This is a genomic window from Microbacterium sp. USHLN272 (assembly GCF_037149655.1).
GTDB classification, from domain to species: Bacteria; Actinomycetota; Actinomycetes; order Actinomycetales; family Microbacteriaceae; genus Microbacterium; species Microbacterium galbinum.
In genome coordinates, this window is sequence record NZ_JBBCRA010000004.1 from 71,333 (window position 1) to 85,212 (window position 13,880).

General features: G+C 67.6%; 14 protein-coding genes. All 14 read left to right on the forward strand.

Translation table 11 applies throughout. The features are described 5' to 3' along the window. Positions 1–7 precede the first annotated feature (7 nt). The 14 genes from WFJ97_RS15985 to rplN all read left to right on the forward strand — a co-directional run bounded on the left by WFJ97_RS15985 (position 8) and on the right by rplN (position 13,879). Positions 8–7,156: an isopeptide-forming domain-containing fimbrial protein gene (locus WFJ97_RS15985; RefSeq protein WP_336642224.1), complete on the forward strand. Its 7,149-nt coding sequence runs from the start codon at positions 8–10 to the stop codon at positions 7,154–7,156. 46 nt (positions 7,157–7,202) lie between these two features. Beyond that, positions 7,203–7,415: a hypothetical protein gene (locus WFJ97_RS15990; RefSeq protein WP_247625182.1), complete on the forward strand. Its 213-nt coding sequence runs from the start codon at positions 7,203–7,205 to the stop codon at positions 7,413–7,415. Positions 7,416–8,192: 777 nt separating this feature from the next. Continuing rightward, the gene (gene rpsJ, locus WFJ97_RS15995; RefSeq protein WP_030147986.1) at positions 8,193–8,501 is read left to right on the forward strand and encodes a 30S ribosomal protein S10; all 309 of its coding nucleotides are present in this window, start codon (positions 8,193–8,195) and stop codon (positions 8,499–8,501) included. Positions 8,502–8,509: 8 nt separating this feature from the next. Then, entirely contained in the window at positions 8,510–9,169 is a 660-nt protein-coding gene (rplC, locus tag WFJ97_RS16000) for a 50S ribosomal protein L3 (protein WP_247625181.1), read from the forward strand. A gap of 2 nt (positions 9,170–9,171) precedes the next feature. After that, positions 9,172–9,834, forward strand: a complete 663-nt coding sequence (gene rplD, locus WFJ97_RS16005) for a 50S ribosomal protein L4 (RefSeq protein WP_247625180.1) — start codon at positions 9,172–9,174, stop codon at positions 9,832–9,834. After that, entirely contained in the window at positions 9,831–10,154 is a 324-nt protein-coding gene (gene rplW, locus WFJ97_RS16010) for a 50S ribosomal protein L23 (protein WP_247625179.1), read from the forward strand. Before rplD ends, rplW begins: the two co-directional genes overlap by 4 nt. Positions 10,155–10,174: 20 nt before the next feature. Then, the gene (gene rplB, locus WFJ97_RS16015) at positions 10,175–11,014 is read left to right on the forward strand and encodes a 50S ribosomal protein L2 (RefSeq protein WP_247625178.1); all 840 of its coding nucleotides are present in this window, start codon (positions 10,175–10,177) and stop codon (positions 11,012–11,014) included. A 12-nt stretch (positions 11,015–11,026) separates the two neighbouring features. Next, positions 11,027–11,308 carry a 30S ribosomal protein S19 gene (gene rpsS, locus WFJ97_RS16020; RefSeq protein WP_017201589.1) on the forward strand — a complete coding sequence of 94 codons (282 nt, stop codon included), beginning with the start codon at positions 11,027–11,029 and terminating at the stop codon, positions 11,306–11,308. Then, positions 11,308–11,706, forward strand: coding sequence for a 50S ribosomal protein L22 (gene rplV / locus WFJ97_RS16025; RefSeq protein WP_247625177.1), 399 nt, complete (start codon positions 11,308–11,310; stop codon positions 11,704–11,706). Before rpsS ends, rplV begins: the two co-directional genes overlap by 1 nt. After that, positions 11,706–12,461: a 30S ribosomal protein S3 gene (gene rpsC, locus WFJ97_RS16030; protein ID WP_017201587.1), complete on the forward strand. Its 756-nt coding sequence runs from the start codon at positions 11,706–11,708 to the stop codon at positions 12,459–12,461. Before rplV ends, rpsC begins: the two co-directional genes overlap by 1 nt. Further along, positions 12,461–12,880, forward strand: coding sequence for a 50S ribosomal protein L16 (gene rplP, locus WFJ97_RS16035; protein ID WP_247625176.1), 420 nt, complete (start codon positions 12,461–12,463; stop codon positions 12,878–12,880). Before rpsC ends, rplP begins: the two co-directional genes overlap by 1 nt. Then, on the forward strand, positions 12,880–13,197 hold the full coding sequence (gene rpmC, locus WFJ97_RS16040) for a 50S ribosomal protein L29 (protein ID WP_050722500.1): 318 nt from the start codon (positions 12,880–12,882) through the stop codon (positions 13,195–13,197). Before rplP ends, rpmC begins: the two co-directional genes overlap by 1 nt. Next, positions 13,197–13,514, forward strand: coding sequence for a 30S ribosomal protein S17 (gene rpsQ, locus WFJ97_RS16045; RefSeq protein WP_247625175.1), 318 nt, complete (start codon positions 13,197–13,199; stop codon positions 13,512–13,514). Before rpmC ends, rpsQ begins: the two co-directional genes overlap by 1 nt. Further along, positions 13,511–13,879 carry a 50S ribosomal protein L14 gene (rplN, locus tag WFJ97_RS16050; RefSeq protein ID WP_045253838.1) on the forward strand — a complete coding sequence of 123 codons (369 nt, stop codon included), beginning with the start codon at positions 13,511–13,513 and terminating at the stop codon, positions 13,877–13,879. Before rpsQ ends, rplN begins: the two co-directional genes overlap by 4 nt. Position 13,880: the final 1 nt, after the last annotated feature.

Genomic DNA, 13,880 nt, shown 5'->3' on the forward strand with positions numbered 1-13,880 from the left:
CCTCCAGGTGGAGTTCGCCACGGGCATCGACACGCGCAACGCCGAGCTGACCGACTACCTCCCGGAGGGCGTCGAGCTCCGCGAAGTCCTCTACGGATACTCGGACTTCCCCGGCCTCGCGCCGACGACCGCGCCGGTCGCCCGCGACGCCGGAGATTTCCCGACCGCGTTCATCCCCGAACCGGCGACGACGGCGGATTCGCTCACCTGGGAGTTCGGCTCCAGGAACCGCGCGGGGAGCGACCATCGCTTCATGCCCGCGGGCAGCAAGGTGACCCTTTATGTCCGCGGCGAGGTGCAGGCGCAGTCCGCCTCGCGCGAAGAGGTCGACAGCCCGAAGAACCTGGCGAAGTACCAGCAGATCAACGTCAAGGGCGAGGTCGCGTTCCGCCGCGACGATGCCGGTATCGACCTCGACTGGGGTTCGACGCTGACGAAGACCGTCAGCGCGGTCAAGGGCGCGAGCACCGATACCCCCTTCGCGGGCCGTGCGAACGCGCGCCAGGTGGTGCAGGGCGACACCGTCGACTACCGCATCGATGTGAAGGCACCGCAGAACGCGACCACCGACTACGTCGTGTGGGACGTGCTGCCCGCCGGAGTGAAGAAGGCGGATGTCGCGAACTTCACCGCCTCGCTCTACGACGGTGCTGCCACCGCACCCGCCTCGCCCTACACGGCGACGGATGACGTGGAGGCCGTCGCCTACGACAGCGGACAGCTGCCGAACGGCATCGCCCTCACCCCGGCCTTCGTGGGCCGCTCGGTGATCGTCTGGACGGTCGGCGCATCGGTGCCCGGCACCACCGCCGCCACCCCCGGTGCGAATGCCGCGCCCGAGGTCGTGCGCGGGCTGTCGCTCGGCTACACCCTCACGGTTCCCGCCGGCGTCGTCGACGGAGGCGCACCCGCGCAGCTCACGCAGAGTTACGTGAACACGGCCGGCATCGTGAGCTACGGCATCGAGAACTCCGCGACGAAGACGACGACCGTCGTACCGCAGGCGGATGCCGGTGGTCAGCAGCTCACGAACCGCACGCCGCAGGACGGCGAGGTCGCCGCATCCGACATCGACACCGTCGACACCGCCGAGGTGCACCTGCCCGACGTGGCCGTGAAGAAGGTGCGGCTGTCGACCGAGGTGGGCCCGGTCACCGGCACTCCGGCCGGTTCGACCGATCTCGGCGACGGGCCGCGCAACGGTGACGGACAGATCGTCCAGGGCGAGTACGTGACGTTCGAGTACTCGACCACGATCCCGGCGCGCACGACCATCCGCGGCGCGGTGCTCTCCGACGGCGGAACGCTGAGCAGCGGTGGTGCCGGCGTGAAGTACGACTTCGTCGAGGCGAAGTTCTTCGGCCCCGACGACGAACCGATCGTGCCCGAGGATGCGGTCGACACGTTCCGCACGGCGGATCGCGACACGGCGGCCGGCACGTACGGCGTGCTCACGTTCCCGAGCTCCTACACGAACGGCTCGCAAGCTGACGAGACCTTCCGCGTGCAGATCACGGTCTGGGTGAAGGCGCACGACGCCAACCCGGTCAACAGCGGCGCACCGAGGATCACGGCTCCCGCGACGCTCACGAACACAGCCACGCTGAGCTTCTTCGACCCGAACGCCGCGTCGCCGACGACCGAGCGCCCGGTGACCGCGAACGCGAACGTCTCGTTCATCGCTCCGTCTCCGGCGCTCACCAAGACGTCGAACAGGACCGAGGTCGGTGCCGACGGCGAGGTCGTCTACACCCTCACCGCGTCGAATGCCGCCGGAGCGCCGGCGTTGTACGAAGCCGTGGTCCTGGACTGCGTTCCGGCCGAGATCACTCCCGATGCGGCGACGCTGAAGGCGTCGGTGGGCGAGGCCGAGGTCGTCGACACCTGTGCGATGACGACGGATGGCGCGATCGACGCGGGAGAGGGCGCAGGAAAGCTCATCCGCTGGACCATCCCCGAGATCTTCGGCACCGGCGACGCGCCGACCCTGACCTACACCGCCAAGGTTCAGGCCGCCGCCGGCGGAGGATCGGAGTTCACCAACCACGCCGAACTCACGGGCTACTCGCTGCCCACCGAGGTCGGGTCGGACGCCGACACCACCGACCGTCGCGGAACCTACACGGCCACCGCGAAGGCCACCGTCAAGATGCCGGAGGCGTCGATCAAGAAGACGGTCAGCCCGACCTCTGCCGTGATCGGTGACGAGGTCACCTACACCGTGACCACGACGCTCCCGGCGAACACCAACTTCTACGACGTGACGCTCACCGACACGCTGCCCGTCGGCGTGGCCTTCCTCCCCGACGCCGCGCACACCGAGGTGTGGGCGGGACAGAGTGGCGCGAGCACCCCGACCGTCAGCGGTCCGCAGCTCACGAGCGCCGACACCCTGACATGGGTGATCGCCCCGAACGACGTTCTGGCCCAGGGCGCTCAGCGCACCATCACGGTGACGTACAAGGCGAAGCTGACCACGGACGCGAAGACAGCGTCGTTGGTCAACTCGGCGACCTTCGCGTGGAGCAAGGTCGACGGGTCGACCGCCGAGGGCGACCGTCGCACGCCGACGGCCACGGCGAGCGTGACCATCCTCAACCCGCGGGTGACCGTCGCCAAGCAGGTGACCCGAACGGGCGCGAACACTTACGCCACCACGGCGAACGGCAATCCCGACCAGTCGTTCACGTACCGGGTGACCGCGACGAACAGCGGAGCGTCGGCGGCCTACGGCACGATCATCGAAGACGTCGTTCCTTCCGGCGTGCGCGTTGACACCACTCAGGCAGCACTGTCCGGCCCCTCCTTCTCCTTCGTCGACCGCGAAGGCATCGAGGCCGGCCGCGGCGGCACGATCCGCTGGACCATCGAAGGACCGGTCAGCAACAGCGGCGCCAACAGTCGCGAGCTCGTCTACGTGGGGACCTTCGTGGCGGCGGACGGCCTCACGGCCAAGGGCTACAAGAACACGGCCCGAGTGGTGGAGTACTCGTCGGCTTCCGCCGGCGGGTGGAAGTACGTGCCGGGAACCGGGCGCGTACCCGGTGTCGCGACGACCATCGCCGCCTCGACCAGTGACGCGACCATCACGCCGCTGTTCCCGAGCATCCAGCTCGAGAAGCGCGCGAGCAACGGGACGCAGGCCTTCGTCGGCGAGTCCTTCGGCTGGACTCTGCAGGCGCGCAACACCGGCGCCGGCGCCGCGCAGACGGTGACATTGATCGACACGCTGCCGATGAACTGGGAATACGACGCGGCCGTCGCTCCGCGCGTGAGCATCGACGGGAAGCCCGTCACCGGTCGGGATGAGCTCGTCATCACGAAGGAGGGTGACCATCAGGTTCTCACCTGGACCATCGGATCGGCGACCGGCTCAGCCCTGCTGCCCGGAAGTGCTGCACCCGTCGACCAGCGGACCGTCCTGGTCTCCTTCTCGGCGAAGCCTCTGGCTGATGCCGTGAAGACCGCCGGTTCCGGCCTCACGGTCAAGCACGTCAACACGCTCACGGGTTCGGCCACGGATACCAGCGGAGTGACCACCCGCAATGGCAACGGCGTCTACGTCGGCGCGAACGCCCAGGCCGACGCGCAGATCGCGCGCGCCGACCTGAAGATCGTCAAGACGGCCCGCGGCGGGGACGCGAACGGTGCATGGACCGCGGGCGACACCGCGCGTCCGGCGGCCGACGGTCGCGCCGCCTACACGCAGCCGCAGTGGCTCATCACCATCACGAACCAGCGGCCGGATGCCGCGAACGGGCCGTTCCGCGTGACCGACGTGGCCGACCTTCCGGCCGGTGTCACCATGGGCTCGTTCACCGCGCGGTACTACAGCGGTGACGCAGACACCGTCGGGTCGGCGCTCAGCCTCACCGGGCTGGGTACGCCCGAGTCGCCGTTCGTCGTCGGGGCGAACACGACGACTCTGAGGTCCGACGGCACGGATCGCATCGAGCTGGTCGCCGACGTGAATATCCAGGCACCCGCCACGGGTACTGCGACGAACACCGCCGACGTCACCGGCCGCACGTACGAGCTGCCGGCCGACATCGCGAAGGACAACGCGGCCACGGCCACGAAGCCCATCTCGAGCGCTGCCGATCTCGCTATCGAGAAGACGGTGAACACCGCCGAGGTGACCGCCGGACGCTCGATCACGTGGAGCATCGCGGTGCGCAACAACGGCCCCTCGGTGTCGGCGTCGACGGCGGGCGACAGGATCACCGTGACCGACACGATCCCGGAGGGGATCACCGGCGTGGCCGACCCGTCAGCGGGGCTGACGGCGTGGACCGCCTCGGCATCCGACGGCTGGCCCGCCACCGCCGGTGACACGATCACCTGGACGTTCACGGGCACCCAGCTCGCGGTCGGTCCCGCGCAGGATCTCTCGCTGACCGGTACCGTGCTCGCATCGTGGACGCCCGACGACGGCGATATCGTCAACGAGGCGACCGTCACCCCGGGGGCGACCACCGATCCGACCACCACCAACAACTCCGACGATGTCACCGTCTCTCCGGGGGATGCGACGACCCTCGCCATCACCAAGACGCGCGTCGTCAACGACCAGGGAGTCTGGAAGGACGCCGCGCAGTTCGGCGGGCCGCTGCCCGTCGTCGTCGCCGGTGAGACGGTGAGCTACCGCGTCGTCGTGACGAACAACGGACCGGCTGATGCCCGCGACGTCAGCGTCGAGGACGAGGTGCCGAGCATGCTCGCCTTCGCATCCGTCGAGGACGTGACGGGCACCTGGACCCGCGTCGCGGGCCCCGGCACCCACGACACGTTCACCGTCGACGGCACCGTGCCGGCGGCCGCGGGCGACAACACCCGCGCGTTCGTCGTGACCTACGACATCGACGCCGCGCTCGCGCCCGGTTCGGTCGTCGAGAACTGGGCGACCGCATCGGCGACCAACGCCACCAACGAGCCGCGCGACGGCGACACGACGGACTCCGACCGCGTCGCGGATCTCGCGATCATCAAGCAGGCGATGGATGCCGAGGGCGTCGCCGTCGCCGAGGGGGAGACCCCGGAGGTGACCGCGGGCACGCAGACGCGATTCCTGCTGACGGTGACGAACCAGGGGCCGAGCTTCTCGAGCGCGCCGATCACGATCAGCGATCAGCTCCCGGCAGGTCTCACGTACAGCTCGTCGACCATCTCGATCGCGGGAGCCGAGGCAGACGCCGCCACCCCCACGGTGTCGGAGAACGGCCGCGCGATCTCGTGGACGGCGCTGACCGAGGAGCAGACCCTCGAGGTCGGATCGACCATCGAGATCGTCGTCACCGCCGACGTGGCCGCAGACGTTCGCCCGCAGACCCTGGTGAACGAGGCCGACGTGACGGGCCCCGACGACTTCGACCCCGCGAACAACCACGGCGAGGCCGAGATCGACATCGTCACCCTCGCGGAGATGACGGTGCAGAAGGACGTCGCCGACGGTCCGTGGATCGCCGGCACCGAGGTCGAGTACACCATCACGGTCGACAACGAGGGGCCGTCCGTCGCGGACGCCTTCCTCACCGACGTGCTGCCGGCCGGCCTCGCCCCCGTCTCGATCGCGGGAGAGGGCTGGACGTGCGACGAGGACGCCCAGAGCTGCATCCGTCGCGGTCACCCGCTGGGGGAGAGCACGATCACGGTCGTCGCCCTCATCGAGTCGAACGTGCCCACCGGCACCGCGCTGACGAACACGGCGAACCTGTCGTGGACCGACAGCCGCAGCACCTCGCCGCACTCCGACAGCGACGACGCCGCCATCGACGTCACCACGGATGCCGACCTCGGCCTCGTCAAGACGGCGGTCGACGCCGAGGGCGCCGAGATCACCTCCGCGGTCGCGGGGGAGAGCGTGCGCTACCGGATCGAGGTCGAGAACGCCGGACCGAGCGATGCGGTCGGGCCGATCACGGTCACGGACGCGCTGCCCTCCGGCATCCGTTTCACCGGTCTGACCGGTGCCGCCGTCGAGGCGTGGTCCGCGCAGGCCGACGACGCCGATCCGCAGACCGTGACCTTCACGATGCTGCCGGCGGACGCGGGCCTCGTGAACGGCGCCGCTGCGCCCTCGATCGAGTTCGAGGCCGCTGTCGACCCGTCGGTCGCGCACGATACGGTGCTCACCAATACGGCATCCGTGTCGTCGGGCACCCCGGACTCGAACCCCGAGAACGACGGTGACTCCGCCGACCTCACGATCGCTCGCGAGGTGGATCTCTCGATCACGAAGACCCACGACGCAGCCGCCGTGCGCATCGGCGACGAGCTCGCGTTCGCTCTCGAGGTCCGCAACGCCGGTCCGTCCGAGGCGACGGATGTCGTCGTGACCGACGTCGTGCCCGCCGGGCTCGAGGTCACGACGACCGTCGGCGACGAGGTCGGAACCGACTGGTCGATCGAGAGCATCGAACTGGTCGATGCGGAGGACGCGACGGCCGGGACCCGTGTGGTCGCGCGCTACGCGCTGACCCTCGCCCCGGGCGAGACGGCATCCGTCCTGGGCGTGAGCACCCGCGTGCTCGTCGCGGCCTACTCCGAGGTCGTGAACGTGGCGGATGTCTCCGCCGCCGAGATCACGGAGGAGCACCCCGACCGCACCCCCGACGACAACCGCGCGTCGGACGTCGTCACGGTGCCGCCGATGGCCGCGCTGGTCGTGAGCAAGACCGCGGTCGGGGAGTTCCAGGTCGGCAAGGCCGGGTCGTACGAGATCGTCGTGCGCAACGACGGTCCCACTGCCGACCCGGGGCCGATCACCGTGACGGACGTGCTGCCCGCCGGGCTCTCGTTCGCCGGATCTCCCGATGAGGGAGTGCAGGTCGACGGCCAGGTCGTGACCTGGACGCTCGAGGACGGCCTCGCGGTCGACGAGGAGATCACCCTCGCGCTGCGCGTGAACGTCGGCGAAGCCGCGTACCCGTCGGTCACCAACGTCGTCACGGTCACCTCGCCCAGCGAGCAGACAGAGGATGCCGTGCTGACCGACGAGGCGACGGTCGATGTCGCCGCCGCGGATCCGCTCGCCACGACCGGTGCCGAGATGGCCTGGGGGCTGCTCGCGGTCGCCCTGCTGATGATGGTGTCGGGAGGACTGTTCGTCGCCGCGCGTCGACGCTCTTCCGCCGGCGCGTCCGTGCATGCAGAATGAGGGTGCCCGGAACCGATCCGGAGCACATGACCAGTAGGGGACGCACATGGGTATCGAGGACGCCGTCAACAAGGGCAAGGACTTCGTCGAGCAGAACAAGGACAAGATCGCCGAGGCCGTGAAGAGCGAACAGGCCGAGGACATCAGCGACAAGGTCCTCGACGGCGTCGCCGACTTCGCCAAGAAGATCGCTCCGGGTGCGTCCGAGAAGATCGACGAGATCCGCGACGCGGCCGACAAGCAGGTCGGCAACCAGTAGTCGATCGCTCCGAGGGCGGTGATCTCCGGGAGGAGGTCACCGCCCTCCGTCGTGCGCTGCGATATTCCGGCGGATGCTCGCGTGGAGACCCGCGGATGCGTAGACTGGAGCCGACCGCACTGGGGATAGGGCGGTCGGGGAGCCCGGAGGGGTCCGGACTCCTGAAGCACGCGGCTCGTCCGCGTTCAACTGGGGAATGCGATCTTGGGGATCATCTTGCGACGTGCGCACTCGCTGCGCGCCTTCGTCACCCCGCCTGCACGGCGGCGTCATCGCCGTGCCCTCGATCGAGGATCTCGGCGTCCCTTCACGCCGGATTCCTCGCGTTCGGTGTGCCCCCTCGCACTGAACGCCCTCCCCGAACGGGGCGAGGCATGGGGATGCCTCGCCCCGTTCTCACCTCGCGGCTGAGGCTTCGGCGGCGGCGCGACACGCCCGGGTTTGCACAAGTGAAATACCCCGTGGCAGAATAGACAGGTTCGACATTTCGGTGCGCTCAGCGTGCGCCGAATCACTGCCAGGGCAGTGCATAGACGGTGCCTCCTCTGAGAGGCGCAGGGTTCTAGGCCGCGGGTAGCAGAACACACAACCCCGACACCTTCCTTTCGAGGTCTTCGCCGTGCGCGGCGGAGGTCGGGATGACAGCAGAACAGTGGTGCGCAGAGCGATTCCCCGGAGTCGTTCGAGTGCCGAGGCGTGAACAGCGCCGACGTGCGTCCAATGCCCCTGAGCCACCGGGTTCAGGCCGGTAAGACGCTTAAAGAGAGTGAGCAGACAATGGCGGGACAGAAAATCCGCATTCGCCTGAAGTCGTATGACCACGAGGTCATCGACTCGTCGGCACGCAAGATCGTCGACACCGTGACCCGTGCGGGCGCGACCGTCGTCGGCCCCGTGCCGCTTCCGACCGAGAAGAACGTCGTGTGCGTCATCCGGTCGCCCCACAAGTACAAGGACAGCCGCGAGCACTTCGAGATGCGCACCCACAAGCGTCTGATCGACATCGTCGACCCGACGCCCAAGGCCGTCGACTCGCTGATGCGTCTCGACCTCCCGGCCGATGTCAACATCGAGATCAAGCTCTGAGGTTCGACATGGCTGACATCAACGCAAAGATTTCCAAGGGCATGCTCGGCACGAAGCTCGGCATGACCCAGGTGTGGAACGAGAGCGGCAAGCTCGTCCCCGTCACCGTCATCGAGCTCGCACCGAACGTGGTCACCCAGGTTCGTACCCCCGAGAAGGACGGCTACAACGCCGTGCAGATCGCGTACGGCCAGATCGACCCCCGCAAGGTGAACAAGCCCCTCACGGCTCACTTCGAGGCCGCCGGCGTCACGCCGCGCCGCCACGTCACCGAGATCCGCACCGCGGATGCTGCTGACTACTCACTCGGTCAGGAGCTCACGGTCGACGGCACGTTCGAGGCCGGCCAGCTCGTCGACGTCGTCGGCACGAGCAAGGGCAAGGGCTTCGCCGGTGTCATGAAGCGTCACAACTTCAAGGGCGTCTCGGCATCGCACGGTTCGCACCGCAACCACCGCAAGCCCGGCTCCATCGGCGCATCGTCGACCCCGAGCCGCGTCTTCAAGGGCATGCGCATGGCCGGCCGTATGGGTGGCGAGCGCGTGACCGTCCTCAACCTCACGGTGCACGCCATCGACATCGAGAAGGGTCTGATGCTCGTCAAGGGCGCCGTCCCCGGTGCTCGTGGCCGCATCGTCTACGTCCGCAACGCAGTGAAGGGTGCCTGATCATGGCTGACTCGACTCTCGCGCTCGACGTCCTCAAGGCAGACGGCAAGAAGGCAGGCTCGATCGAGCTTCCCGCCGCGCTGTTCGACGTCAAGACGAACATTCCGCTGATCCACCAGGTCGTCGTCGCGCAGCTCGCGGCGGCTCGCCAGGGAACCCACTCGACCAAGCGTCGCGGTGAGGTCTCCGGTGCCGGCCGCAAGCCCTTCAAGCAGAAGGGCACGGGTAACGCCCGTCAGGGTTCCATCCGCGCGCCGCACATGACCGGTGGTGGCATCGTGCACGGCCCCAAGCCGCGCGACTACTCGCAGCGCACGCCCAAGAAGATGATCGCCGCCGCCCTCCTGGGTGCGCTCAGCGACCGCTTCCGCGGCGACCGCCTGCACGCGATCGACAGCTTCGGCTCCGAGGGCTCGCCCTCGACCAAGGCAGCCGCGGGCTTCCTCGGCCAGGTCGCCACGTCCAAGAACGTGCTGGTCGTCATCGAGCGCGGCGACGAGCTCGCGCTCAAGAGCCTGCGCAACCTCGGTCACGTGCACCTGCTGTCGTTCGACCAGCTCAACGCCTACGACGTGCTCGTCTCCGACGACATCGTCTTCACCCAGGCCGCGCTCGAAGGCTTCATCGCCTCCAAGTCCGGCGCCAACCAGGAGGTCTCCGCATGAGCGAGCAGGCATCTGTTCTCCAGACGGCCCTGAACAAGGACCCGCGCGACGTCATCCTGAAGCCGGTCGTGTCCGAGAAGAGCTACGGCCTGATCGATGAGGGCAAGTACACCTTCCTCGTCGACCCGCGTGCTTCGAAGACCGAGATCAAGCTCGCCATCGAGAAGATCTTCGGCGTCAAGGTCGCGTCCGTCAACACGCTCAACCGCGTCGGCAAGGCCCGTCGCACCCGCTTCGGCACCGGCAAGCGCAAGGACACCAAGCGCGCCATCGTGACCCTGAAGTCGGGCACCATCGACATCTTCACGGCAATCGGCTGATCCGGGGGATAAGGACAATCATGGCAATTCGCAAGTACAAGCCCACGACCCCGGGCCGTCGCGGCTCGTCGGTGGCTGACTTCGCCGAGATCACCCGATCGACGCCGGAGAAGTCGCTGCTGCGCCCGCTCTCGAAGACCGGTGGTCGTAACAACCAGGGGCGCATCACGACCCGTCACATCGGTGGTGGCCACAAGCGCCAGTACCGCGTCATCGACTTCCGTCGCAATGACAAGGACGGCGTGAACGCCAAGGTCGCTCACATCGAGTACGACCCCAACCGCACGGCTCGCATCGCGCTGCTGCACTACTTCGACGGTGAGAAGCGCTACATCCTCGCTCCGGCGAAGCTGAAGCAGGGCGACATCATCGAGTCCGGCGCGGGTGCCGACATCAAGCCGGGAAACAACCTCCCGCTGAAGAACATCCCGACGGGTACCGTCATCCACGCGATCGAGCTCCGCCCCGGCGGCGGCGCGAAGATGGCGCGTTCGGCCGGAGCATCCGTCCGTCTCGTCGCCAAGGACGGCCCCTACGCCCAGCTGCGTCTGCCCTCGGGCGAGATCCGCAACGTCGATGCGCGCTGCCGCGCGACCATCGGCGAGGTCGGCAACGCCGAGCAGTCGAACATCAACTGGGGCAAGGCCGGCCGTATGCGCTGGAAGGGCGTTCGCCCGACCGTGCGTGGTGTCGCCATGAACCCGGTCGACCACCCGCACGGTGGTGGTGAGGGTAAGACCTCCGGTGGTCGTCACCCGGTCTCCCCGTGGGGTCAGGCTGAGGGTCGCACCCGTCACGCCAACAAGGAAAGCGACAAGTACATCGTGCGTCGTCGTAACGCCGGCAAGAAGCGCAAGTAGGAGTAAGAGAAGATGCCTCGCAGTCTTAAGAAGGGCCCCTTCGTCGACGAGCACCTGCTTCGCAAGGTGGTCGTGCAGAACGAAGCCGGCACCAAGAACGTCATCAAGACCTGGTCCCGCCGGTCCATGATCATCCCGGCCATGCTGGGTCACACGATCGCGGTCCACGACGGACGCAAGCACATCCCTGTGTTCGTCTCCGAGACCATGGTCGGTCACAAGCTGGGCGAGTTCGCGCCCACCCGCACCTTCCGCGGCCACGAGAAGGACGACAAGAAGGGGCGGCGCCGCTAATGGTCGAATCGATCGCACGCGTGAAGCACATCCGCGTGACCCCGCAGAAGGCTCGTCGTGTCGTCGCGCTCATCAAGGGCAAGCAGGCCCAGGAAGCTCTCGCGATCCTCAAGTTCGCACAGCAGAGCGCCAGTGAGCCGATCTACAAGCTTGTCGCGTCGGCCATGGCCAACGCACAGGTGAAGGCGGATCGCGACGGCGAGTACCTCGACGAGCAGGACCTGTACGTGGCCAACGCGTACGTCGACGAGGGCACGACGCTCAAGCGTTTCCAGCCCCGTGCACAGGGTCGCGCTTTCCAGATCAAGAAGCGCACGAGCCACATCACGGTCGTGCTCTCGACGCCGGAGGCGGCTGCGCCCGCTGCCGGTGACAGCAACAAGAAGGCGAGCAAGTAATGGGACAGAAGGTAAACCCGTACGGCTTCCGTCTCGGCATCACCACGGACCACGTGTCGCGCTGGTTCTCGGACTCGACGAAGCCGGGTCAGCGTTACGCCGACTACGTCGCCGAGGACATCAAGATCCGCAACCTGCTGAAGACGCAGCTCGACCGCGCCGGTGTCTCGAACATCGAGATCGAGCGCACCCGTGACCGCGTCCGCGTCGACATCCACACCGCCCGTCCGGGCATCGTGATCGGTCGTCGTGGCGCCGAGGCCGAGCGCATCCGCGGCGACCTCGAGAAGCTCAGCGGCAAGCAGATCCAGCTGAACATCCTCGAGGTCAAGAACCCCGAGGCCGACGCTCAGCTGGTCGCACAGGGAATCGCCGAGCAGCTCTCCGCACGTGTGGCCTTCCGCCGCGCGATGCGCAAGGGCCTGCAGGGCGCCCAGCGCGCCGGTGCCAAGGGCATCCGCATCCAGGTCTCCGGCCGCCTCGGCGGCGCGGAGATGAGCCGGTCGGAGTTCTACCGCGAGGGTCGTGTGCCGCTGCACACGCTCCGTGCGAACATCGACTACGGCTTCTACGAGGCCAAGACCACCTTCGGCCGCATCGGCGTCAAGGTCTGGATCTACAAGGGCGACCTGACCGCGAAGGAGCTCGCTCGCGAGCAGGCCAACGCACCCAAGGCTCGTCGTGACGACCGTGGTGGCGACCGCCGCCGTGCCCCGCGCAACGAGGCACCTGTTGCAGAAGGAGCGTCTGCCTGATGCTTATTCCCCGTAAGGTCAAGTTCCGCAAGCAGCACCACCCGGGTCGCTCGGGTCAGGCCACCGGTGGCACGAAGGTCTCCTTCGGTGACTTCGGCATCCAGGCCCTCACGCCCGCTTACGTGACGAACCGTCAGATCGAGTCCGCTCGTATCGCGATGACCCGTCACATCAAGCGTGGTGGAAAGGTGTGGATCAACATCTACCCCGACCGTCCGCTCACGAAGAAGCCTGCCGAGACCCGCATGGGTTCCGGTAAGGGTTCCCCCGAGTGGTGGGTCGCCAACGTCAAGCCGGGTCGCGTCCTCTTCGAGGTCGCCGGTGTCGACGAGCAGCTCGCCCGTGAGGCACTCACGCGAGCCATTCACAAGCTGCCGCTGAAGGCACGCATCATCAAGCGCGAGGAGGGCGACGCGTAATGGCGATCGGCACCAAGGAGCTCGCTCCGGCAGAGCTCGACACGTTCGAAGACCAGCGCCTCGTTGAGGAGCTGCGCAAGGCCAAGGAGGAGCTGTTCAACCTCCGTTTCCAGTCGGCCACCGGCCAGCTGGAGAGCCACGGCCGCATCCGCGCCGTCAAGCGCGACATCGCGCGCCTCTACACCGTGATCCGCGAGCGCGAGCTGGGCATCCGTGCGACGCCCGCTCCGGTCGAGGCTCCGGCCAAGAAGGCGTCCAAGTCGAAGGCGAAGAAGGCGGATGCCGCCGACGACGCCGTGAAGGAAGAGGCTGAGTGATGGCCACCAAGAAGGAAGCCGCCGTCGAGGCTGAGCACGCTGCTCACGATGTGCGCGATGCGGATGCCCGTGGGTACCGCAAGTCGCGTCGTGGCTACGTCGTCAGCGACAAGATGGACAAGACCATCGTGGTCGAGGTCGAGGACCGCGTGAAGCACCCGCTTTACGGCAAGGTCATCCGCCGCACCTCGAAGGTCAAGGCGCACGATGAGGCGAACACCGCCGGCATCGGCGACCTGGTCCTGATCAACGAGACCCGCCCGCTCAGCGCCACGAAGCGCTGGCGTCTGGTGGAGATTCTGGAGAAGGCCAAGTGATTCAGCAGGAGTCCCGCCTCAAGGTCGCCGACAACACCGGCGCCAAGGAGCTGCTCACGATCCGCGTGCTCGGTGGCTCGAAGCGCCGCTACGCCGGCGTGGGCGACACCATCGTCGCGACGGTCAAGGACGCGATCCCGGGCGGCAACGTCAAGAAGGGCGACGTCGTCAAGGCGGTCATCGTCCGCACCGTCAAGTCCACGCGCCGTCCCGACGGCTCGTACATCAAGTTCGACGAGAACGCCGCCGTCATCCTGAAGAACGACGGGGAGCCCCGCGGCACCCGTATCTTCGGACCGGTCGGCCGTGAGCTTCGTGACAAGAAGTTCATGAAGATCGTCTCGCTGGCGCCGGAGGTTATCTAAG

What these genes read in the sequence shown, in the direction of transcription:
- rpsC (WP_017201587.1), top strand. Translation starts at nt 11,706, where the DNA reads ATGGGACAGAAGGTAAACCCGTACGGCTTCCGTCTCGGCATCACCACG.
- WFJ97_RS15990 (WP_247625182.1), top strand. Translation starts at nt 7,203, where the DNA reads ATGGGTATCGAGGACGCCGTCAACAAGGGCAAGGACTTCGTCGAGCAG.
- rplB (WP_247625178.1), top strand. Translation starts at nt 10,175, where the DNA reads ATGGCAATTCGCAAGTACAAGCCCACGACCCCGGGCCGTCGCGGCTCG.
- rplW (WP_247625179.1), top strand. Translation starts at nt 9,831, where the DNA reads ATGAGCGAGCAGGCATCTGTTCTCCAGACGGCCCTGAACAAGGACCCG.
- rplC (WP_247625181.1), top strand. Translation starts at nt 8,510, where the DNA reads ATGGCTGACATCAACGCAAAGATTTCCAAGGGCATGCTCGGCACGAAG.
- rpsQ (WP_247625175.1), top strand. Translation starts at nt 13,197, where the DNA reads ATGGCCACCAAGAAGGAAGCCGCCGTCGAGGCTGAGCACGCTGCTCAC.
- rpsS (WP_017201589.1), top strand. Translation starts at nt 11,027, where the DNA reads ATGCCTCGCAGTCTTAAGAAGGGCCCCTTCGTCGACGAGCACCTGCTT.
- rplP (WP_247625176.1), top strand. Translation starts at nt 12,461, where the DNA reads ATGCTTATTCCCCGTAAGGTCAAGTTCCGCAAGCAGCACCACCCGGGT.
- rplV (WP_247625177.1), top strand. Translation starts at nt 11,308, where the DNA reads ATGGTCGAATCGATCGCACGCGTGAAGCACATCCGCGTGACCCCGCAG.
- rpsJ (WP_030147986.1), top strand. Translation starts at nt 8,193, where the DNA reads ATGGCGGGACAGAAAATCCGCATTCGCCTGAAGTCGTATGACCACGAG.
- rpmC (WP_050722500.1), top strand. Translation starts at nt 12,880, where the DNA reads ATGGCGATCGGCACCAAGGAGCTCGCTCCGGCAGAGCTCGACACGTTC.
- rplD (WP_247625180.1), top strand. Translation starts at nt 9,172, where the DNA reads ATGGCTGACTCGACTCTCGCGCTCGACGTCCTCAAGGCAGACGGCAAG.